The organism is Streptantibioticus rubrisoli, from assembly GCF_024436055.1.
Lineage (GTDB): Bacteria > Actinomycetota > Actinomycetes > Streptomycetales > Streptomycetaceae > Streptantibioticus_A > Streptantibioticus_A rubrisoli.
In genome coordinates this window covers 17121-36923 of the sequence record NZ_JANFNH010000035.1, presented here as the reverse complement: position 1 = coordinate 36923, position 19803 = coordinate 17121, and the positions used below count along the sequence as shown (strand labels likewise).

Annotated in this window: 18 protein-coding genes; 5 read left to right on the top strand and 13 right to left on the bottom strand. The window is 69.8% G+C overall.

The genetic code is table 11. The features are described from left to right. Positions 1-6: 6 nt before the first annotated feature. The 6 genes from NON19_RS23970 to NON19_RS23945 all read right to left on the bottom strand — a co-directional run bounded on the left by NON19_RS23970 (position 7) and on the right by NON19_RS23945 (position 5249). Positions 7-276, bottom strand: coding sequence for a DUF1876 domain-containing protein (locus NON19_RS23970; RefSeq protein WP_255931121.1), 270 nt, complete (start codon positions 274-276; stop codon positions 7-9). Between the two features lie 66 nt (positions 277-342). After that, on the bottom strand, positions 343-1200 hold the full coding sequence (locus NON19_RS23965) for a carbohydrate ABC transporter permease (protein WP_255931120.1): 858 nt from the start codon (positions 1198-1200) through the stop codon (positions 343-345). Next, positions 1197-2555 (bottom strand): extracellular solute-binding protein, encoded by a 1359-nt coding sequence (locus NON19_RS23960; protein ID WP_255931119.1) that lies wholly within the window; start codon positions 2553-2555, stop codon positions 1197-1199. The genes NON19_RS23965 and NON19_RS23960 overlap by 4 nt, the downstream gene beginning before the upstream one ends. 332 nt (positions 2556-2887) lie before the next feature. After that, positions 2888-3433 carry a hypothetical protein gene (locus NON19_RS23955; RefSeq protein ID WP_255931118.1) on the bottom strand — a complete coding sequence of 182 codons (546 nt, stop codon included), beginning with the start codon at positions 3431-3433 and terminating at the stop codon, positions 2888-2890. 190 nt (positions 3434-3623) lie between these two features. After that, positions 3624-3815 (bottom strand): DUF1918 domain-containing protein, encoded by a 192-nt coding sequence (locus tag NON19_RS23950; RefSeq protein WP_255931117.1) that lies wholly within the window; start codon positions 3813-3815, stop codon positions 3624-3626. A gap of 93 nt (positions 3816-3908) precedes the next feature. Continuing rightward, the gene (locus NON19_RS23945; RefSeq protein WP_255931116.1) at positions 3909-5249 is read right to left on the bottom strand and encodes an NsdA family TPR-like regulatory protein; all 1341 of its coding nucleotides are present in this window, start codon (positions 5247-5249) and stop codon (positions 3909-3911) included. Positions 5250-5403: 154 nt separating this feature from the next. On the opposite strand from NON19_RS23945, the gene NON19_RS23940 reads away from it, so the two are divergent. Further along, positions 5404-5871, top strand: coding sequence for a glycine-rich domain-containing protein (locus NON19_RS23940; RefSeq protein WP_255931115.1), 468 nt, complete (start codon positions 5404-5406; stop codon positions 5869-5871). Positions 5872-5954: 83 nt separating this feature from the next. Continuing rightward, positions 5955-6629, top strand: a complete 675-nt coding sequence (locus NON19_RS23935) for an SAM-dependent methyltransferase (RefSeq protein ID WP_255931114.1) — start codon at positions 5955-5957, stop codon at positions 6627-6629. Positions 6630-6954: 325 nt separating this feature from the next. Here the strand turns inward: NON19_RS23935 and NON19_RS23930 are convergent, their stop codons facing one another. Both NON19_RS23930 and NON19_RS23925 read right to left on the bottom strand, forming a co-directional pair. Further along, positions 6955-7635, bottom strand: coding sequence for a response regulator (locus NON19_RS23930; protein ID WP_255931113.1), 681 nt, complete (start codon positions 7633-7635; stop codon positions 6955-6957). Further along, complete coding sequence (locus NON19_RS23925; protein WP_255931112.1) at positions 7632-9245, bottom strand: sensor histidine kinase; 1614 nt, start codon at positions 9243-9245, stop codon at positions 7632-7634. Before NON19_RS23925 ends, NON19_RS23930 begins: the two co-directional genes overlap by 4 nt. A 121-nt stretch (positions 9246-9366) precedes the next feature. Between NON19_RS23925 and NON19_RS23920 the strand changes: the two genes are divergently transcribed. Beyond that, positions 9367-10716 (top strand): cation:dicarboxylate symporter family transporter, encoded by a 1350-nt coding sequence (locus NON19_RS23920; RefSeq protein ID WP_255931111.1) that lies wholly within the window; start codon positions 9367-9369, stop codon positions 10714-10716. A 59-nt stretch (positions 10717-10775) separates the two neighbouring features. Here the strand turns inward: NON19_RS23920 and NON19_RS23915 are convergent, their stop codons facing one another. Then, the gene (locus NON19_RS23915; RefSeq protein WP_255931110.1) at positions 10776-11348 is read right to left on the bottom strand and encodes a peptidase inhibitor family I36 protein; all 573 of its coding nucleotides are present in this window, start codon (positions 11346-11348) and stop codon (positions 10776-10778) included. A gap of 306 nt (positions 11349-11654) precedes the next feature. Between NON19_RS23915 and NON19_RS33470 the strand changes: the two genes are divergently transcribed. Beyond that, entirely contained in the window at positions 11655-12641 is a 987-nt protein-coding gene (locus NON19_RS33470; protein ID WP_255931109.1) for an ArsR/SmtB family transcription factor, read from the top strand. A gap of 97 nt (positions 12642-12738) precedes the next feature. Here the strand turns inward: NON19_RS33470 and NON19_RS23905 are convergent, their stop codons facing one another. Continuing rightward, positions 12739-13344 (bottom strand): TetR/AcrR family transcriptional regulator, encoded by a 606-nt coding sequence (locus NON19_RS23905; RefSeq protein WP_255931108.1) that lies wholly within the window; start codon positions 13342-13344, stop codon positions 12739-12741. A gap of 155 nt (positions 13345-13499) precedes the next feature. On the opposite strand from NON19_RS23905, the gene NON19_RS23900 reads away from it, so the two are divergent. Further along, positions 13500-15095 (top strand): MFS transporter, encoded by a 1596-nt coding sequence (locus NON19_RS23900; protein ID WP_255931107.1) that lies wholly within the window; start codon positions 13500-13502, stop codon positions 15093-15095. A 75-nt stretch (positions 15096-15170) separates the two neighbouring features. Here the strand turns inward: NON19_RS23900 and NON19_RS23895 are convergent, their stop codons facing one another. The 3 genes from NON19_RS23895 to NON19_RS23885 all read right to left on the bottom strand — a co-directional run bounded on the left by NON19_RS23895 (position 15171) and on the right by NON19_RS23885 (position 19758). Continuing rightward, positions 15171-15776, bottom strand: coding sequence for an XRE family transcriptional regulator (locus tag NON19_RS23895; RefSeq protein ID WP_255931106.1), 606 nt, complete (start codon positions 15774-15776; stop codon positions 15171-15173). A gap of 141 nt (positions 15777-15917) precedes the next feature. Next, positions 15918-18293 (bottom strand): 1,4-alpha-glucan branching enzyme, encoded by a 2376-nt coding sequence (glgB, locus tag NON19_RS23890; protein ID WP_372514264.1) that lies wholly within the window; start codon positions 18291-18293, stop codon positions 15918-15920. 34 nt (positions 18294-18327) lie between these two features. Beyond that, entirely contained in the window at positions 18328-19758 is a 1431-nt protein-coding gene (locus tag NON19_RS23885; RefSeq protein ID WP_255931104.1) for a maltokinase N-terminal cap-like domain-containing protein, read from the bottom strand. Between the last annotated feature and the right edge of the window lie 45 nt (positions 19759-19803).

The following is a 19803-nucleotide window of genomic DNA, read 5'->3' as shown; positions in this document are numbered from 1 at the left end:
CAACGGTCAGATCCTCAGGTGGTCGACCCGTCGACTCGTGTGTGCCTCGATGTCCAACGTCGCGGTGTGCATCAGCTGGTGGGTCAGGTCGTTCAGCGCGCGTGCGGTGGCAAGCTCGTCGCCGATGTCCGGGATGTTCTCGTCGCCCGGGTTGCAGCGTGCCGTCCCCCGGCCGACCAGCTCCGAGGTGCCGATACCTCTCAGATGCGCCTCGGCCTGGGTGATCTGTTCCACCTCGGTGATGCCGATCTCGATGGTGAGGGACTTGTCCGCCATGGCGATCCTCCTCTCCCACACCATCCTCGCTCGCGGCCACCAGCGGCGCATGCCGGGAAGCCATCATCACACCTCCGTCCGTAGCAGCCGCAGATACAGCACTGAGAACAGCGCCCCCACCGCCAGGAGCAGCAGCGCCACCGCCGTGCCGTAGCCGATCAGGCTGTCCTGGAACGCCTTCTCGTACATGAACAGCGGCAGCGTCTGGCTGCGGTTTCCCGGGCCGCCACGGGTCATCGCCCACACCAGGCCGAAGACCGACAGCGTCTGCAAGGTGTTGAGCATCAGGTTGGTGCCGATCGAGCGGCGGATCATCGGCAGCGTCACATGCCACATCCGCTGCGCCGCGCTCGCCCCGTCCACCTGCGCCTGCTCGGCGACGTCCTGCGGGATCTCGGCGAGCGCGGCGGAGTACACCAGCATCGAGAACGCGGTGCCGCGCCAGACGTTGGCCAGCGATACCGCCAGCACCGGCAGCGTGAACAGCCAGTTCTGGCCGGGCAGATGGAGCCAGCCGAGTATCGCGTTCAACGTGCCCTCACGGCGGAAGAACGCGTACAGCAGGAACGCCGCCACGATCTCCGGCAGCACCCACGCGACGATCACCACACCCCCGGTGACGGTGCGCACCGGCCGGGAGGCGCGGCGCATCACGGCGGCCAGAGCGAGCCCCAGCGTGTTCTGCCCGACGATCGAGGACAACACGGTGAACAGCAGGGTCAGCAGCACCGCGTTGCGGAAACCCGGGTCGGCGAAGGCCTGCCGGAAGTTGGCCAGCCCCACGAAGTGCGTGCCCGACGCACCGGTCAACCGCATGTCGGTGAAGGCGATGTACGCGCAGTACGCGATCGGCCCGGCCAGGAACAGCAGCAGCAGGAGCACGGCGGGCAGCACCGGCAGCCCCCGCACAAGGGCTCGCCTCACCGCTTCTCCACGGCCCCGGCCGTGATCGACGACAACTGCTGGTCGTACGCCTTGGCGGCGGCCGCCGTCGAGGACTGGCCGGTGGAGACCGCCTCCATCGCCGCGCCGATCGCCGTGGACACCTGCGGATACACCGGCAGCGCCGGACGGTAGTGGGTGTAGCGCACCAGCTTGGTGAAGAAGCCGATGCCCGGCATCGAGCTCAGATACCGGTGGTCGGCGGCCACGTCCTTGCGTACCGCGATGTTCGCCTGGCGGATGTCGTACTCGGCGGCGTTCCGCTCGGTCTGCATCGCCTTGATGAAGTCCCAGGCGATGTCCGGGTGTTGGGCCCTGGTGGGGATGGCCCAGGTCCAGCCGCCGGACATGCTGACCGCGCCGGGCGCCTGACCGTGCTGCGTCGGCATGGCGGCGGTGCCCATCACCTGTGACCACTGCGGCCAGGGCTTGCCGCCGGTCTTGATCCAGTTGTTCCCCAGCCATGACCCGTCGAGGTCGATGGCGAGCTTGCCGGACGGGATCCACTCCGTGCCGACCACCGGCTGGATGTTCGGGTCAAGGGCGTCGGAGATGTCCGGCCCAAGCTTCTCGGTGTACACGGTCCGTACGAAGTCGAGGGCATCGGAGAAGCCCTTGCTGCCCTGGACCCACTTCTGGGTGCTCGGGTCGTACAGCGGATCGGCACCCGTCCCGTACGCGAGCATCTCGAAGCCCTGCATCACGGCCGCCTCGCCGGGCGCCTTCCCGGTGTAGACGTTGATCGGGGTGACACCGGGGACCTTGGCCTTGACCGCGCGGGCGGCGGTGAGGATGTCGTTCCAGGTCTTCGGCTGCCAGTCGGTGGGCAGCCCCGCCTTCCGGAAGATGTCCTTGTTGAACCACAGTCCACGGGTGTCGGTGCCGTCCGGCACCCCGTACGTCCTGCCGTCCTGGGCTCTGGCCGCCGCCTTCGCGGTGTCCACGAACTGGCTCCACGCGGGCCAGCCGGACAGATACCCGTCGAGCGGCCGCAGATATCCCGCCTTGATGTCCGAGTTGATCAGGAACGTGTCCTCGTACACCAGGTCCGGCGCGGTCTTGGGGGACCGCATCATCTGCTGCAACTTGGCGTAGTAGTCGTTCTCCGCCGCGGTGATCGGGATCAGCTCGATGTGCTTGCCGGGGTTCGCCTTCTCGAACTGGCCCTTCACCAGGCCGAGATAGTCATCCATGATGCGAACGTTGTCATCCGGCACGCGCTGGTAGGCGACCTTGATCGTGTTCTTCGGTTCGGTCGAACTGCCGCACGAGGTAAGGGCGGTGGCGGCGAGCGCGACGGCGGCGGCGAGCACGGTGATGGAGTGGGCGGGGCGCACGGGTCCTCCTTCGGTACGTGGACGGAAGGGGATGCTGCGGGTTGCCCCGTGACGGTAAGGGCGTGCCGGGGACGGGTCAATGGGTGCGAACGCGGGCCAACTACGTTGCGGTGGTGGCGCCGAGCCCGTGTGGTTGGCCGGAGGCGCTCGGCGCGCGCTCGCCCCTCCCGGCGGCCTCAAGAAGGGCGCGGCGTGCCTCGGTGTGGGGTACAGGGGCATCTGTGCGGCCGAGTGCGCGGTCACGCTCAAGGCGGGTGAGAGCGAGGGCATGTTCAAGGCCTTCAAACGGCTCGGCGAGCAAGGTCGCCCAGCTCTCCTGGCGCTTCGGCATTTCAGGCGAAAACCAGCGTCGTCGGCCCGTTGATCGCCTCGACGCCCCTGTCAGTGGCGCAGTCCAGTGGGCTGAGGGTGAGCTGGAGGCCGGGCGAGGCCACCGTGCGGCCCTTGAACCTGCCCTCGACGACCCTGCCCTCGACCAACGACACCGTCTGACCGGCCAGTTGCTCGACGAGGTGGTGGGTTCGGTAGAACACCCTGCTGTGTTCGCCGGTGTTCCAGGTGATCCACTCCACGGCGGTGCTGTCGAGGGAGAGACAGCTGGCCTCCCCGGCGCCCTCGATCACCGACTTCGCCCACTTCACCTCGGGGTCCGTGCCTGTGCAGGTGTATCCGGCGTAGCCGCTGATGCGCGAGTGCCGGGCCTGGAGCGTCAACCCCGGCTGAAGACGGATGGTCTCGCCGCCCACGCAAGTGACCACGGCATGGGAGCCGCCCGCCGTGTGGGCCGACGCGGGAAGCGCCGCGGGCCCCGCCAGCAGAGCCGATGTCGCGGCCACATATCCCAAGGCCCTACGGGCCTTGCGCCAAGAACGCTTCACATCCACCTCTTCACCACGAAACCGGCAGGATGATCAACATCCTGCCGGTACAGGTCGTACGCTTTGCATGCTTTGAGGTGGTTGGGGCGGCTTCGGCTCGCTCGGTAGTGTGAACGCCCAACTCGCCTGAGGTGGACGGCGGTTGATGGCCCTCGTGGGCGCCCCCGCAAGGGTGGAAGCGGGCTTCGCGTCAGCCCTGGGCGCGCCTGTCGATGACGCAGTCGGGTCCGGGGAAGATCAGCGATTCGCGACCGTCAGCGAACCGCACGCGATAGGGCGGCTCGCCCCTGGCGCCCCGCACCTCGATGATCTCGCCGGAATGCTCTTGCAGCCCGACGTTCCGGCCCATGATGCGGATCCGGTCACCAATGGTTGCGTGCATGTCCCTGACTCCCTCGCTCTCGCGGTCGAACGGGTGGCTCCACGATTCAGGATGGGGACTCCCACCGGCAAGAGCGCGCTGACGCGGCCGGGACTAGGCCGAACGGGGTGCGCCAGCGATGACCCGGGCACGTTCGTAGAGCGCCCGGGCGGCAGGATTCTGCTGGTAGCGCCGGATCAGTTGGAACATCGTTCGCACTCGCTGGTCCGCGCGTCCGGACTGCACGAGAGGGTAGTCATCCAGCACCAGGTTCCACGTGGCGCATGCGGCTTCCAAATGGCCGATTACGAGTTGCCGCTCGGCGAGGAGGGCGCGTTCCTTCACGCGTGTGCGTCGGTACACTGCGTAGCGCAACCTGTCGGATTGCTGCATCGCTTCGACGGCGCCGTGCACGTCTCCCAACTCGTAACGCACTTGGCTTGTGTGGTAGTTCAGGGCAGCGGGGTCGTATGAGCCGAAGGCTTTCTCTCTGGATTCTGCCTTGTCCATCGCCGCCTCCGCCTGCCGGAGATATGCCAGCGCGTTGCTGCGATCACCGATCTGGGCGGCGGCGTGGGCCTGCTGGCCCGCGAGGAAGGCCCGCATCCGGGGGCCAGCCTGCGGGGACGCGGCGGCTGCGGCATCCGCCAGCCGCATCGCTTCTCGGCTGTGCCCCAGGTCGACTGCCTGGACGCTCATTCCACGCAGCGTGGTGCAGTACGTGAGGTGGTCTTCCGACGCTCCGGCGAGTTCCAGCGCTTTGAGGTAGTACTGCTGCGCCAACCCGTGAACACCTTCGTCCACCGCCATGTAGCCAGTGAGATAGCACAGATCCGAGGCGGCCGACATCATCGCCTTCCGGACTTGTTCGGGAGCGTCTGCCCGTAGGTAGGGGGCCACCGTGTTCACGAGGAACGCGGCAGCCATGGGGCGTGCGTGCCGTCCGCCGAACTGGTCGTCCAGCTCGGACACTCGCTCGGTCATCGCGATGACCATCTCGACTTCGGGCATGCCGATGCGCTGCGTATGGCCGGTTTGGATCGCTTCCATGCGGCCGACCACGTCCTGCCAACCGGGCACTGTGAGGGCGACGGAGAACAGACCCGCGCCGAGGACGCTGCGGCGGGATGGGTCCATGTCCTGCCTCCCCAGATCGACCAACCCCTCCAAGGTACTTGGATGGGTGTTCGACTGGCCGGATGGCGAGGGGAACCCCGCCTCGGCCTGGGTGACGGGACGGTGCAGCCTGCGCGAGAGGGCTTCAACGATCAGAGGACGCACATCCGCCTTCGGCATGTGGCCCTTGAGCCACTGATGAACGGAGGGCTCGCGGTACTTGAGGGGAGTCTTCCGCTCGGTGCCGATGCGATTGACCTCCTGGGCGAACTGGCGCAGTGACCAGCCGGTCTCCCGGTACAGCCGCTCCAGATCCTTGTTTGGCTTCGGTGCGCCCACTGGCTATCAACTCCTCTGCCTGGTGGCCCACTTAAAGCTCTTAAGTCCTGCCGCTGTCGCCACAGTACCGCTGTGGGTAGCCAGGGAGTTACCTGGAGCGAGCAAGGGGTTAGGGGGAAGGCCCCACAACCGCCGCATGAGGGAGGGAAAGACCGTGACAGTCGTTCACGAACGACCCGCAACCAATGCCCGAACACTGCTCAGCGCAGAACTGTGGGACTCGCTGGTCGAGGACGTCCGTCGAAAGCACCCAGAGATGTCAGAGAGCCTGGCCGATCGGGGCGTAGGGCAGATGGTGGGCTTCCTGGTCGCCAGCACCCGTACGCATCTGCCCCTCAGTCCGTCCAAGCTTGTGGACGACTTCTGGCACGCGTTCATTCTCCGGACGCAACCGTACGCGGAGTTCTGCGAACACGTGGCAGGCCGGTTCATCCACCACAACCCGGAGCTGACTTCCAGGATCGGCCAGGGCTCTTCGGAGATCCAGCTTCGCCAAACTCTGGAGGCGATCACGGCGGCAGGCTTCGCGGTTGACCCCGAGCTCTGGCCTGTCGCCGCCAAATGTACTCAGTGTCACGCGGGATGCAGCAACAGTCCCAACAGTGGCAGCGGCAAGAAGTAACCGCACGAGTGCCTCTGAGTGAACACGTCAGCCGCTTGGCGCCGAGTCGGGCGGCTGACCCAACGATCGAAATGGGGAAACGAGTGACCGACGCAACTCCTTGGGACGCTTACGCTCAGACCAAACCGCATCGACGCGAGACCAACGCGGCGGGGGAGCGCACCTGGTTCAACTGGACCCAGTTCCCCGATCACGGGCCGGGGGCGGAACTGCTGCGGCTTGGTCAGGGTGCGTCGGTCCTCGAACTGGGCTGCGGGGAGGGCGGAAACCTTGCTCATGTCGCGACCCTTGGTGTGCGGGCCGTAGGTGTGGACGTGTCCCTTGTTCAGATCAAGGCGGCTGAGGAGCGGTGGGGTGGTGCACCGGGGCTGGAGTTGCACCGCTGCGACGCTGTCGACTACTTGACCGAGGTGGATGGACTCTTCGACGCGGTGTATTCCGTATTCGGTGCTGTGTGGTTCACCGACCCGGATGTGATTCTTCCCAAAGTGTCTGAACGCCTGCGCCCGCGCGGAGTCTTCGCGTTCTCCCAACGGCCACCGATGGAGGGCTGCTACGGATGCCAGGCCTCGTACATCTCTGATCCCGATTCGGAAAACCCGCTGGTGGTGAGGCGTTGGGACTACACGGCGAACATGTGGATCGCACGCTTGCGCAAGTACGGGTTCGTGGAGGTGAGTGCGCGGGTCATTCCGGCTCCGGTTGACGGCCGTTCGACGGGCACTTTGCTGGTTCATGCAGTGCAGGCGGCGGAGTGAGCCGGTGCTCGAAGTAGGGGCCGTAGTGCGGGACATGAAGGCGGGCCGCGTCGGGGTCGTGCTCGGGATGAACGCCGGGCGGGTGAGTCTGCGGCCAGCGGGGGGTGGTGCCCCCTGGAGTGCGCGGCGGGAAGACGTGTGTACCGCTGAGCCGATGGAGGAGTTGCGGGCGCGGGTGGCGGAGGCCAACGCGTGGGGGAGGTGAGCGGCTGCGATGAGTGCGCGCGGCTGCGCGTCGCCGAAGAGGTCGCCCGGCGCGAGCGGGACCTCAGCCGTGCGACCGACTGCCGGGTGCTGACCCAACGGCACCTGCGCGCAGCCCATCTCACGGCGACAGCCGGTAGCACAACTCCGGGCGGCCCACCTGACCGTACTGCGGACTGCGTACCGCCTGTCCCGTCTCCACCAGGTGTTCCAGATAGCGGCGGGCCGTGATGCGGGAGACGCCAACCGCGGCTGCCGCCTGACCGGCTGACAGCCCGTCAGCGGACGCGTCCCGCAGCGCGCGCGTCACCGCGTCCAGCGTCGGCGCGCTCAGGCCCTTGGGCAGGGTGGCCGCCACCGGGCTGCCGCGCAGTACGGACAGGGCGCGGTCCACCTCGTCCTGGCCGACCGCCTTGCCGCCGCCCGCCAGTTCGTCGCGGAAGCGGGACCAGCGCTCCATCCGGTCACGCAGGGCCGGGAACGTGAACGGCTTGAGGAGGTACTGCACCACGCCCACCGAGACCGCCTGCCGGACGACGTCCAGGTCGCGGGCCGAGGTCACCGCGATCACATCGGCCGTGTGCCCCGCGGCCCGCATCGACCGTACGACGTGCAGCCCGTGCCCGTCCGGTAGGTGCAGGTCCAGCAGGACGAGGTCAACGGCGTTGCGGTCGAGGAACCGCAACGCCTCCGCGCCGGAGTGCGCGACGGCGCTCACCTCGAACCCCGACAGCCGCTCGACGTACATCCGGTGTGCGCTCGCCGCCACCGGGTCGTCCTCCACGACCAGTACCCGGATCATGATCGGGCGGCCTCACGCACCGGCAGCCGTACCGTGAACACCGCGCCCACCTCGCGTTCGACCCGGACCGTACCGCCGCACCGGCGGGCGGCCTGCTCGACCAGGGCCAGGCCGATGCCGCGGCCGTGCTCGCCCTTGGTGCTCCAGCCGCGCCGGAACACCGCGCCGAGCGCCCCGGGCTCCACCCCGCCGCCGGAGTCGGCGACCCGCAGCAGCAGTTCGCCGCCGTCGACCCGGGCGGCGACCTCGACGTAGGGGCGGCGGGCCGCCGCACCCTCGACGGCGGCGTCCAGCGCGTTGTCGACCAGGTTGCCGAGGATGGTGACCAGGTCGCGGGGGTTGAGCGGAAGGTCGTCCGCGATGCGGGTGTCCTCGGTGATGCGGAACTCCACGCCGCGTTCGCTCGCCTCCGCCGCCTTGCCGAGCAGCAGCGCGGCCAGTACCGGCTCGGCGACCGCCGCGACCACCCGGTCGGTGAGCGCCTGCGCCAACTCCAGTTCCGTGGTGGCGAATTCGACCGCCTCGTCCACCCGGCCCAGTTCGATCAGCGAGACGACGGTGTGCAGCCGGTTCGCCGCCTCGTGGGCCTGGGAGCGCAGCGCCTCGGTGAATCCGCGCTGGTTGTCCAGCTCTCCGGCGAGCGCCTGGAGTTCGGTGTGGTCGCGCAGGGTGACCACGGTGCCGCGTTGCTGTCCGCCGCTCACCGGCTGGGTGTTGACCACCACCACGCGGTCCTCGGTCAGGTGCAGTTCGTCCACGCGGGGTTCCGCGGCCAGTAGCGCCCCGGTCAGCGACGGGGGCAGGCCCAGTTCGGACACGTACCGCCCGACCGCCCCCTCCGGCAGGTCCAGCAACTCCCGGGCGGCGTCGTTGCACAGGGCGACGCGCCGCTCGGCGTCCAGCAGCACCAGCCCCTCGCGCACCGCGTGCAGCGTCGCCTGGTGGTAGTCGTACATCCGGCTCAGGCCCTCGGCGCCCATGCCGTGGGTGTGCCGCCGCAGCCGCCGGTTGACGACGTACGTGCCCGCGTCGCCCACCGCGAGGGCGGCCAGCGCCACACCGATCAGCGCGGCGAGGTGGCCGCGCTCCTCACTGCTGATGGCGGCGACCGTGATCCCCACGCTGACCAGCGCGGTAACCCTGCCGCCGTCCTGCACCGGAGTCACCACCCGGACCGAACGGCCGAGGGTGCCGGTGTAGGTCTCGGTGAACGTCCGGCCGTGCAGCGCGGGCGCGGTGTCGCCGAGGAAGTGTCCGCCGATCTGCCGGGGGTCGGGATGGGTCCAGCGGACACCGGCCGGGTTCATGATCGTGACGAAGGTGACGCCGGTGTCCTTGCGGACCCGCTCGGCGTACGGCTGGAGCACGGCGGTGGGGTTCGCGGCGTGGACGGCGGTGTGCACTGTCGGTGAGTCGGCGATGGCGCGGGCGGTGGCGGTCACCTTGTCCCGCGCGTCGCTCTCGGCCTGCCGCTGGGCGTAGCTGTAGGCCAGTACGGCGCAGCAGATGAGGACCACGGCGACCACGACGACCTGCATGGCGAACAACTGGCCCGCCAGGCTGCGCGGACGCCCGGCGCGGGGCTTGGGCGCACGGCGGGCTATCGGCATGGGGCCAGTGTGCACAGGTCGCGTGAACTCTATGAACGCAAACGTGACCGTCGTCACGTCGGGCGCGCATAGTCGCCGGAACCGACCGGTCGGGACACCGGTGGTACCTCAGGAGGAAACGATGGCAGAGCCGACGCCCGCGCGCCCGCGCCGCGACCGGACCCACTACCTGTATCTGGCCGTCATCGCCGCGGTGTTGGCCGGAATCGCGCTGGGGCTGGCCGCGCCCGGTGCGGCGAAGGAGCTGAAGCCGCTCGGCACCGGCTTCGTCAGCCTGATCACGATGATGATCTCGCCGGTCATCTTCTGCACCATCGTGCTGGGCATCGGCTCGGTACGCAAAGCCGCGAAGGTCGGCGCGGTGGGCGGGCTGGCGCTCGGCTACTTCCTGGTGATGTCCACGGTGGCGCTGGCCATCGGGCTGGCCGTGGGCAACTTCCTGCACCCGGGCAGCGGTCTGCATCTGACCGCCGCGGCGAAGGCCGCCGGGCACGGTCAGGCCGCGGGAGCCAGCGAGGGCGGTACGGACTTCGTCCTGGGGATCATCCCCAAGACGCTGCTGTCCGCGTTCACCACCGGGCAGGTGCTGCAGACGCTGCTGGTGGCGCTGCTGGTCGGCTTCGCGCTGCAGGCGATGGGCGGTGCGGGGGAGCCGGTGCTGCGCGGCATCGGGCACATCCAGAAGCTGGTCTTCCGGGTGCTGTCAATGATCATGTGGGCGGCGCCCGTTGGGGCGTTCGGCGCGATGGCGGCGGTGGTCGGCGCCACAGGCCTCGGGGCGCTCAAGGCACTCGCCGTGATCATGGTGGGCTTCTACACGACGTGTCTGCTGTTCGTGCTCGTCGTGCTCGGCGGCGTGCTGCGGCTGATATGCGGGGTGAGCGTGTTCTCGCTGCTGCGCTATCTGGCCAGGGAGTTCCTGCTGATCCTGTCGACCTCCTCGTCGGAGTCGGCGCTGCCGAGGCTGATCGCGAAGCTGGAGCACCTGGGCGTGAGCCGCCCGGTGGTCGGCATCACCGTGCCGACCGGCTACTCGTTCAACCTCGACGGCACCGCGATCTATCTGACGATGTCCTCGCTGTTCGTCGCGGACGCGCTCGGCAAGCCGATGGCGCTGGGGCAGCAGATCTCCCTGCTGGTGTTCATGGTGATCGCCTCCAAGGGCGCGGCCGGTGTCACCGGCGCGGGCCTGGCCACCCTGGCGGGCGGACTGCAGTCGCACCGTCCTGACCTGGTGGACGGCGTGGGGCTGATCGTCGGCGTCGACCGGTTCATGAGCGAGGCACGGGCGTTGACGAACTTCGCGGGCAACGCGGTCGCGACGGTGGTCATCGGCACGTTGACCAAGGAGTTCGACCGGGACCGCGCGCGTGCGGTACTCGCAGGTCAACTCCCGTTCGAGGAGGTGGAGTTGGACGAGAACGTCCAGTCGTCGGGGGCCGAGGGCGCGAAGCGGCCCGTGGCCGCCTGAGGAGGCCCAGCACGCCGAAGGGTCCGTCAGCAGGCTGACGGACCCTTGGCGAGGTTGCGCTAGCAGTTGTTGATGTACCAGATGGGCTTCCAGTTGCCGTTGGGATCGCTGGAGGGCGGGGGCGGCGTCTGGTACACGAAGTTCATGTGATGGTCGTACATGAGCCCGGTCATCCACGACTGGGTCTGGTTGTTGATCCAGGAGCCGGAACCGCCCCATCCAGAACCGGGGAGTTCGTAGGTTCCACACGCCCCCATCTTGAACTGGTAACCGGTGTAGTCGGTGCCCTTGTAGGCGCAGAAGTCTCCGTACGGACAGGCTGTGTCCGGCTGGAGGGTGTGCGGGTTTCTTACGGAGTTCTCGCCCGGCACGGTGACGACCAGAGTGCCTCCGCTGGCGAGCTGCACCGAGTTGGCTGCCACCTGCTTGCCGCCGTACTGCGCCACGGTGGTGTCCACGCGCCGCTGCAGCCCGGTTGCCTGTGCGGTGGTGAGTCCCGCATTGCGGGCCTGGGCCTCGAAGTGAGCCGCCGTCGGGCTGGCACTCGCGGCGTGGGCGGACGGGGCGAAGACGAGGCCGCCTCCGAGGGCCGTGGCGGCCACGGCGAGGGCCAAAGCCTTGCGTGCGTTCATGGTTGGGTTCCTCCCCTGGTGCAGAGCGGCCCCTGGGGTCCTCTGCCGAAGGGCTGAGGAAGGCAGGTCGCCCTGCTTGCGAGTAGGCGTCAAAGAGTTGTGGATCGACGAGCTTCCGTCAGAACTTCGGTGACTCGCCTTTGGCGACGAGTTCAACGATGCGTGGGCTGGCCACCAGGGCCCGGAGGTCGGACAACCCGGCTCTGGCGCTGCCATGCGATATCCGGACATGCACCAGGAAACCCGGTCCCGAGTCGGCCGTCGAATGATTCGATGAGATTCAAAAACGATCGAAGGGGGGCCTGTGTGATCCGAATCGAGCTAGGGGCGCAAGGGCTCGGCCGGGCCAGATTCGCGATCTGTCCGCTGGGTGCGGCCGCCGATCTGCTCTTCGCTCCCGGTCGCGCGCCGCAGTCGCTCGATGCGCGTTGGGGCGCGCGGGCCACCGAGGTCATGTCAGGCCGATGTCTGGGGCTGCTGGCTGTAGTTGGCAGCGGCGGTCCCCTCGGCTACCAACCCGACTTCTTACGGCCCGAACCGCTTTCCTTCGACGCCGAGCCGGACATCGCCTTCCACCAGGTGGCCACGGCCTCCGCGGAGCGCATCCGCTACGAGATGTCCGGGGCCATCGGCGGCCACTCCTGGGACCAGTCCACGGCGCGCAAGCCGCCGCGACTGCTCCTTACGGCCTTGGACCGAGGAGAGGGCCACTTCGCCCGACGCCTCGCGGACGAATTGGAGCAGTTCTGGCGGGCAGCCCTCGCCCCGCACTGGCCAGGCCTCCGCGCCCGGTTGGAAGCCGACATCACCGTCAGAGCCGCCGCAATCGCCCGACGCGGCTGGGCGGACACGATCAATCAGCTGGCCGGCAACCTGCAATGGCGCGACGGCGGATTGGACCTCCGACTGCCCACGCCCGGCCCGCACCAGATGACGATCGACGCCGACAGCGTGATCTTCATACCCAGCGCCTTCGTCAACCGAGCGGTATTCTGCGCGGGCGCCCCCGACGACGCCCCGGACCCGCGCACGCCGCTGGTCGTCTACCCAGCGTTACCGCTAGACGTCGACCGCCCCAGGCAGGTAGAGCAACTGATCGGGGAAACCCGGACGCGCGTGCTGGCCGAACTCGCACAGCCTCGCACCACCGGGGACCTCGCCAGGCGCCTGCACCTCAGCCCGGCGACTGTCTCCTACCACCTGCAGATCCTGCACCGCGCTGGGCTCATCCGGCGCACCCGCAGCTCCAGACACGTCCTCTACCAGCGACTTCCGGTAACCACCCTGGTCTGACCGACCGCAGCCGACCGAGCACGCGACATACGAAACCGCCGGTGGAGCGGCGGGACAACGCCGGTTCCGGGATGAGACGTCAGGAGAAGACGATCTCTTAGCTGGCCGAAGTGCTCACCGCGTCCGCCAGCCGTGTGGCGCGGTCAGCGGGTACGCCCGCTGCCGTCAGTGCGGTGACGGCGGCGGCGCTGCCCGCACTCTCCGGCGGTAGCGCACCGTCGTTGACCGCCTCCATCAGGCCGAACAGCACCTGCTCGTGGACATGGGCGAGCGCCTGCGCGGGCAGCGGCGAGCTGAACACGCCCTGCTTCAGGCCGCGTTGCAGCAGTTCGGTGCAGGAGCGGCGGACCGGTGCCAGCCGCTGCCGGATGCCCTCCATCGTCACGCTGCGCTGGGCGAGCGAGACCAGCAGCCGGTAGCGGTCGGCGATCTCCCATACGGCGAGGATGCTGCGGGCCAGCGCCTCGGCCGGGTCCTCGACACCGTCCTGCGCGGCGAAGTGCGCGGCGGCCACCGCGTCGGCCGCGTCGTCGGTCAGTGCGCTGATCAGCGCGTCGCGGCTGGGGAAGTGCCCGTAGACGGTGCGGCGCACCACGCCCGCGGCGCGGGCGATCTGGTCCATGCTCGCGTCGGGGTCGCGCAGCAGCTCGGCGAGCGCGACGTCCATCAGACGGCGGCGGTTGGCGTCGGCTCGGCCGGTCATCCCCGGTTCCTTCCGTGGGTGCAGCGGATGGGTGCCCGCGAATCCTACGGGTGTCCGCCCTCCCCTCATTTTGCACATCGCTGTGCAATGACGTAACTTGCACATGGCTGTGTAATTGCACGGTCATGTGCAAGATCTTCTGAAGGGGGAGAGCCGTGCGCCTTGTCCTGACCGAACCGGTCGAGCCGACGGGCCGACCGTACGCCCGCCGGTGGTGGGCGCTGCTGGTGCTGTGCCTGAGCCTGCTGATCATCGTGATGGCGAACACCTCGCTCACTGTCGCGGCTCCCGACATGACCGCGGATCTCGGCCTGACCAGCTCCGATCTGCAGTGGGTGATCGACGCCTACACCGTGCCGTACGCGGCGCTGATGCTGCTGCTGGGCGCGATCGGCGACAAGTACAGCCGTCGGGGCGCGCTGCAGCTCGGGCTCGCGGTCTTCGGTGGGGCCTCGGTCGCCGGGTCACTGGTGCACAGCGCCTCCGGGGTGATCGCGGCGCGGGCCGTGATGGGTGTCGGCGCGGCCATGATCATGCCCGCCACGCTGTCGCTGCTGGCCGCGACCTTCCCCAAGGCGGAGCGGGCCAAGGCGATCACCATGTGGACGGCGACCGCGGGGCTCGCCATCGCGGTCGGACCGCTGGTCGCGGGGGTGCTGCTGCAGGACCACGGCTGGTCCTCGACGTTCCTGATCAACGTTCCGGTGGTGGTCGTGGCGATGGCCGGAGCGCTGGTGCTGGTGCCGCCGTCCCGGGCGGGGCACCAGGGGCGGATCGACGGGGTCGGCGGACTGCTGTCGGTGGTCTCGCTCGGCGCGCTGGTCTACATGATCATCGAGGGACCGCACTTCGGGTGGGGCACCGCGGCGATCACCGCCGCCGTGATCGCCGGGGTGGGCCTGATCGCCTTCGTGCTCTGGGAGTTGCGGCATCCGCGTCCGGTGCTGGACGTACGGCGGTACCGCGACCGTGGCTTCGCCGGGTCCAACCTCGCCGTCGGGCTGTTCTTCCTCGCCGTCTTCGGGGCCTTCTACTACCTCACCCAGCACCTCCAGTTCGTCCTCGGCTACAGCCCGTTGGACACCGGGGTACGGATGCTGCCGCTCGCCGGTGCGGTGTTCGTCGGCGCCGCGCTGACCGGGGTGCTGACGCCGCGGCTCGGCATGAAGGTGACGGTCACCGCGGGCATGGTCGGCGGCACGGTGGCGCTGGCGCTGCTGACCCGGGTGGACGCCGGGTCCGGGTACTCGGACCTGGTGGTTCCGCTGGTGGTGCTCGGCCTTGCGATCGGGCTCAGCCTCTCGCCGTGCACCGACGCGATCATGGGGGCGTTTCCGGAGTCGGAGTTGGGGGTCGGTGGCGCCGTGAACGACACCTCGCTGGAGCTCGGTGGGTCGCTGGGGATCGCCATCCTGGGCTCGGTGCTGTCCGGTTCGTACGGGTCGCATCTCGCGGAGGCGGTGCGCGGTCAACTGCCGTCCGCCGCACTGTCGGCGGCGCGGGACTCGGTTGGCGCCGGGCTCGCCGTCGCGGGCAAGATCGCGGCCCAGGCGGGTCCGCGACAGGGGGCGGCGATGGTGCACGCGGTGCGGGGCGCGTTCGCTGACGCGGTCGCGCACACCAGCCTGGTGGGGGCGGTGGTGTTGGGCGTCGGCACGGTGCTGGTGGCGGCTTTGCTGCCGCTTCGCCGCCGGGCGGAGGCTTCGGCTGACGCCACCGTGGAGCGGGAGTTGGAGGGGGCGCGAAGGTAGCGCGCCGCCGTAAAAGCCGCCGTGACGGCGAGCAACCACGATGGAGTGGTCCGGCGGTTGCGAACTCACCGCAGGTCACTGTGCCAACTCCCAGAAGCGGTCCAGGATCCGGGCCAGGAACGGTCCGCCCTTGTCCTCCGGGGAAGCGGTCCCGCTCCAGCTCAGGGTGGAGGTCATCAAGGAGTGGTACTCCTCGTGGAGTTGGCCGAGGGCGCGCTCGATCCGTTCCCGTGGCAGCGCCACGATGCCGCTCACCGGCCGAACGTAGGGCTGCCAGCGGACCGAGGCCGCTGAGCGCAGGTATTCGGCCAGCTTCTGCTCCCGGCCGGTCACGGCCACCACCTGGGCCGGGGTCAGGCCCAGAACCTCCGCCAGCGCCGCCGTCTGGCGGGCGTCCCCGGTCCAATGGTCCTCGTCCTCCATCCGCGCGTACCGCGCGGCCCGCAGGCCCACCGCGAACGCCACGTCCTCCAGCGCCAGCTCCCGGGCCCAGCGGTACTCGCGCAACGTGGTGGGCGCCCCCAGCAGGTCCGCGGGCGCGCACCACAACGCGGCGGCCAGCGCGGCCAGTTCCTGCTCACTGGGCACGGCCTGGCCGCGCTCCCACGCCAACACCGTCTCGGGCAGGACACGCAGACCATATGACGCCCACATTCCATGGGAAACATGGGCATGCGACATCCCAAGTTGCTGGCGAAGGCGCCGCGCGGAGGCAGGATCGAAGGGAGGTGGCACTCGGTCAGCGTACGACTGGCTACCGCCCGTAACTCACCGTGTGTTCCGCTGAATCATGGCCGAAAACCGATGACGGCTTTCGGAGGTTCACACCGGCCGCAGCCAGACGGTCGCCAGCGGCGGCAACGTCAACGACCCGGACACCGCGACGCTGTTGACGACCCCGCTCCCGCCGTACGCCAGGCTGTCCGTGTTCAGCACCTCGCGCCACTCGCCACCGCCCGACGGAAACGCGATCTTGTACGCCTGGCGCACCACCGGTGAGAAGTTGCTGACGCAGACCAGCGCGTTCCCGTCGGTGTCGTACCGGACGAACGACACCACGTTGTCGTCCGCGGCGTGCGCGTCGATCCACGCGAAGCCCGCGGGGTCGGTGTCCAACTGCCACAGCGCGGGCGTGGCCCGGTAGCACGTGTTGAGGTCGCGTACCAGGTCCCGTACCCCGGTGTGGTCACCGGCCGCGCTGTACCCGGGGTCGGTGAGCCACCAGTCGGGCCCCGAGTCGTGCGACCACTCCGCGCCCTGCGCGAACTCCTGCCCCATGAACAGCAGTTGCTTGCCCGGATGCGCCCACATGAAGGCCAGATAGGCGCGGGTCGTGGCGCGCTGCTGCCACCAGTCCCCCGGCGCCTTGGCGACCAGGGCGCGCTTGCCGTGCACCACCTCGTCGTGCGAGATCGGCAGCACGTAGTTCTCGGAGTACGCGTAGACCATGGCGAACGTCATGTCGCCGTGGTGGTACCTGCGGTGCACCGGCTCATGGGAGAGGTAGCGCAGCGTGTCGTGCATCCAGCCCATGTTCCACTTCAGCCCGAAGCCCAGGCCGCCCGAGTCGGTGGGACGGGTCACCCCGTCCCAGGCGGTGGACTCCTCGGCGACGGTGACGACGCCGGGGCAGCGGCGGTAGACGGTGGCGTTCATCTCCTGCAGGAACGCGACCGCGTCCAGGTTCTCCCGGCCGCCGAAGGCGTTGGGCGACCACTGGCCGTCCTCGCGCGAGTAGTCGAGGTAGAGCATCGAGGCCACCGCGTCCACCCGCAGCCCGTCGATATGGAACTCCTCAAGCCAGTAGACCGCGTTGGCGACCAGGAAGTTGCGCACCTCGGTCCGGCCGAAGTCGAACTCCAACGTGCCCCAGTCGGGGTGCTCGGCACGGCGCGGGTCGTCCGGCTCGTACAGCGGGGTGCCGTCGAACCGGGCCAGCGCCCAGTCGTCCTTGGGGAAGTGCGCGGGCACCCAGTCCATCAGCACCCCGATCCCGGCCCGGTGCAAGGCGTCCACCAGGTACCGGAAGTCGTCCGGGGTGCCTAGCCGGGCGGTGGGGGCGTAGTGCGAGGTGACCTGGTAGCCCCACGAGCCGCCGAACGGGTGCTCGGCGATCGGCATCAGCTCGACGTGGGTGAAGCCCAAGTCCCTGACATAGGCGGGGAGTTGCTCGGCCAGTTCGCGGTACGACAGGCCCGGCCGCCAGGACGGGAGATGGACCTCGTAGACCGAGAACGGCGCCTGGTGCACCGGCCGGTTGCCGCGGCGGGCCAGCCACTCGGCGTCCTGCCAGGTGTGGCGGGAGACCTCCACCACCGATGCCGTGGCGGGCGGCGCCTCGGTGCGCCGGGCCATCGGATCGGCCTTGACCACCTGGCCACCGTCCGGGGTGGTGATCCGGAACTTGTAGAGCGTGCCCTCGCCGATCCCCGGCACGAACAGCTCCCACACCCCGGTGGCGCCCAGCGAGCGCATCGGATGGCCGGTGCCGTCCCAGTAGTTGAAGTCGCCGACCACCTGCACGCCGCGCGCGTTCGGCGCCCACACCGCGAACCGGGTTCCGGTCACGCCCTGGTGGGTCATCACCTGTGCGCCCAGCGCCCGCCACAGCTCCTCGTGGCGTCCCTCGCCGATCAGGTGCAGATCCAGTTCGCCCAGCGACGGCAGCAGCCGGTACCCGTCGTCGACCTGGTACTCGCCGTCGTCGTACGTCACCGCCAGCCGGTACGGGGGGATCTCCGCCAGCGGCAGCACCGCGCTGAACAGCCCGCGGCCCTCCGAGTGCAGCTCCACCCGCGCCCCGTCGACGAGCGCGGCCACTGCCCGGGCGTACGGGCGCAGCGCGCGCACCACGATCCCGCCGTCGGTGCGGTGCGCGCCCAGCAGCGCGTGCGGGTCATGGTGCGCCCCGGCCAGCAGCCGGTCCACCTCGCCGGGGTCCAGCGTGCCGCCCGGCGTCGCCGGTGCCGGTGGTGCGTGGCGCACGGCGGGGGGACGGGACGGCGCCGGACCGCCCGCGGGCGCGGGCGTGGGCGGCCTGCGGCGGGGGGCGGTGCCGGAGGCGGGCGGGCGGTTGCCGGGGGTGTAGCCGCGGGCGGAGGCCTCGGGCTGGGTGCCGGGGGCGTACGGGAGGAAGGTTGCCGGTACAACGGATGCCGTCTCCCCGGGGGACGGGCGATTGGAGTCGCGGGGAATCACGGTCAAGTCCTCCTGATCGGCGTTGGATTGGGGGTCAGCGGTCGGCGGGCTGGCTGAGCCGCTGGATCGCGGCCATCGGGATGGGCAGCCACTCGGGTCGGTGCCGGGCCTCGTACAGCACCTCGTACACCGCCTTGTCGGTCTCGTACGCGCGCAGCAGCACCCGGGCGTCGCGCGGATCGTGCCCGGAGCGCTCCGCGTACCCGGCGCAGTAGGCGGCGCGGTGCCGCTCGGCCCAGTCGGCGGCGCCCGGCGCGGCCGGATCGCGGTGCCGGGCCGCGTAGTCGAAGGACCGCAGCATGCCCGCGATGTCCTGTACGAAGGGCTGCGGACGGCGCCGTTCGGCGAGCGGACGGGCGGGTTCCCCCTCGAAGTCGATCAGCACCCAGCCCTGTGCGGCGGTGTGCAGCGCCTGGCCGAGGTGCAGGTCGCCGTGGATCCGCTGGGCGGGCAACTCCACACCGGCGTCGGCGAGTTGGTCCAGGTCACCGAAGGCGCCGCGCAGCCCCTCGGCGTAGCGGGCCAGCGCCGGGACGGCGGCCACGGTGGCGTCCAGCCGTTCGGCCATCGCGCTGGCCAGCAGCCGGATCTGCGGGCGGCGCAGGGTCGCCCCGGGCAGCGCGGTGGCCAGCGCCGTGTGCACCTCGGCGGTGGCGGCGCCCAGCGCGTGCGCCTGCCCGGTGAAGTCCGAGCCCTCGGCCACCGCGGTCAGCGCCAACTGCCAGCCGTCGGCGGAGCCGGGCAGGTACCGTTGCAGTACCCCGAGCGTCGCGGGCTCCTCGTGCAGCCCCAGCGCCTCCATCCAGGCCACCGGAGCGGCCACCCGGTCGGATCCGCCACGGGCCAGGGCGAGGGAGAGTTCCAGGTCGGGGTTGGTGCCGGGGGAGACCCGGCGAAACAGCTTGAGGATAAACGTATCTCCGTAGACCACCGAGGAGTTGGACTGCTCGATGCCGGAAAGCCGGGGCGGCAGCCCGGACGGGATCGTGGCATCGGACTCGGCGGAGAACCGCAGCGGCCCGGTGCGCCCGGGGGTGCGCAGCCGCTCCAGCAGCAGGGTGGCCAGCCGGGCGTCGTACAGCGCCTCGTACACCGTCAGCCCGGCCAGCGGGCCGTCGGTGGCGTGGCCGACCAGTGCGGGGGCCAGCGCGGGTGGCAGCAACCGGCGGGTGCCGAGGACCAGTTGGTAGCAGTCCGGTGGCAGGTTCGGCTGCTGTACGTCGAGCAGCAGATGCAGCAGGCCCGCGCCGCCGAGCCGCCCGTCAAGCGGCAGCAGCTCGACCGCGCTGACCAGCGCGAAACCGGAGATCGGCCGCCCCTTTCCGGCGAACCACCGCTGCCGCGGCAGCCACCCGCGCAACAGCGGCGTCAGCGACCGCAGCAGCCCGGAGGGCGCGAGCGGCCCCCGCGCCCGTACCGCGGTGTCGGTGGTGGTCTCAGGGCGGAGCCGCGAGGTATCCGACATGGTGTCCTTTCTTCGGGGGCGCGCCCCCGAATCCCTTGGGGGACC

Excerpts from the sequence above, each read along its gene's own strand:
- NON19_RS23970 (WP_255931121.1), bottom strand. The coding sequence starts at position 276 with ATGGCGGACAAGTCCCTCACCATCGAGATCGGCATCACCGAGGTGGAA.
- NON19_RS23950 (WP_255931117.1), bottom strand. The coding sequence starts at position 3,815 with ATGCACGCAACCATTGGTGACCGGATCCGCATCATGGGCCGGAACGTC.
- NON19_RS23930 (WP_255931113.1), bottom strand. The coding sequence starts at position 7,635 with ATGATCCGGGTACTGGTCGTGGAGGACGACCCGGTGGCGGCGAGCGCA.
- NON19_RS23925 (WP_255931112.1), bottom strand. The coding sequence starts at position 9,245 with ATGCCGATAGCCCGCCGTGCGCCCAAGCCCCGCGCCGGGCGTCCGCGC.
- NON19_RS23920 (WP_255931111.1), top strand. The coding sequence starts at position 9,367 with ATGGCAGAGCCGACGCCCGCGCGCCCGCGCCGCGACCGGACCCACTAC.
- NON19_RS23915 (WP_255931110.1), bottom strand. The coding sequence starts at position 11,348 with ATGAACGCACGCAAGGCTTTGGCCCTCGCCGTGGCCGCCACGGCCCTC.
- NON19_RS23905 (WP_255931108.1), bottom strand. The coding sequence starts at position 13,344 with ATGACCGGCCGAGCCGACGCCAACCGCCGCCGTCTGATGGACGTCGCG.
- NON19_RS23895 (WP_255931106.1), bottom strand. The coding sequence starts at position 15,776 with ATGTCGCATGCCCATGTTTCCCATGGAATGTGGGCGTCATATGGTCTG.
- NON19_RS23885 (WP_255931104.1), bottom strand. The coding sequence starts at position 19,758 with ATGTCGGATACCTCGCGGCTCCGCCCTGAGACCACCACCGACACCGCG.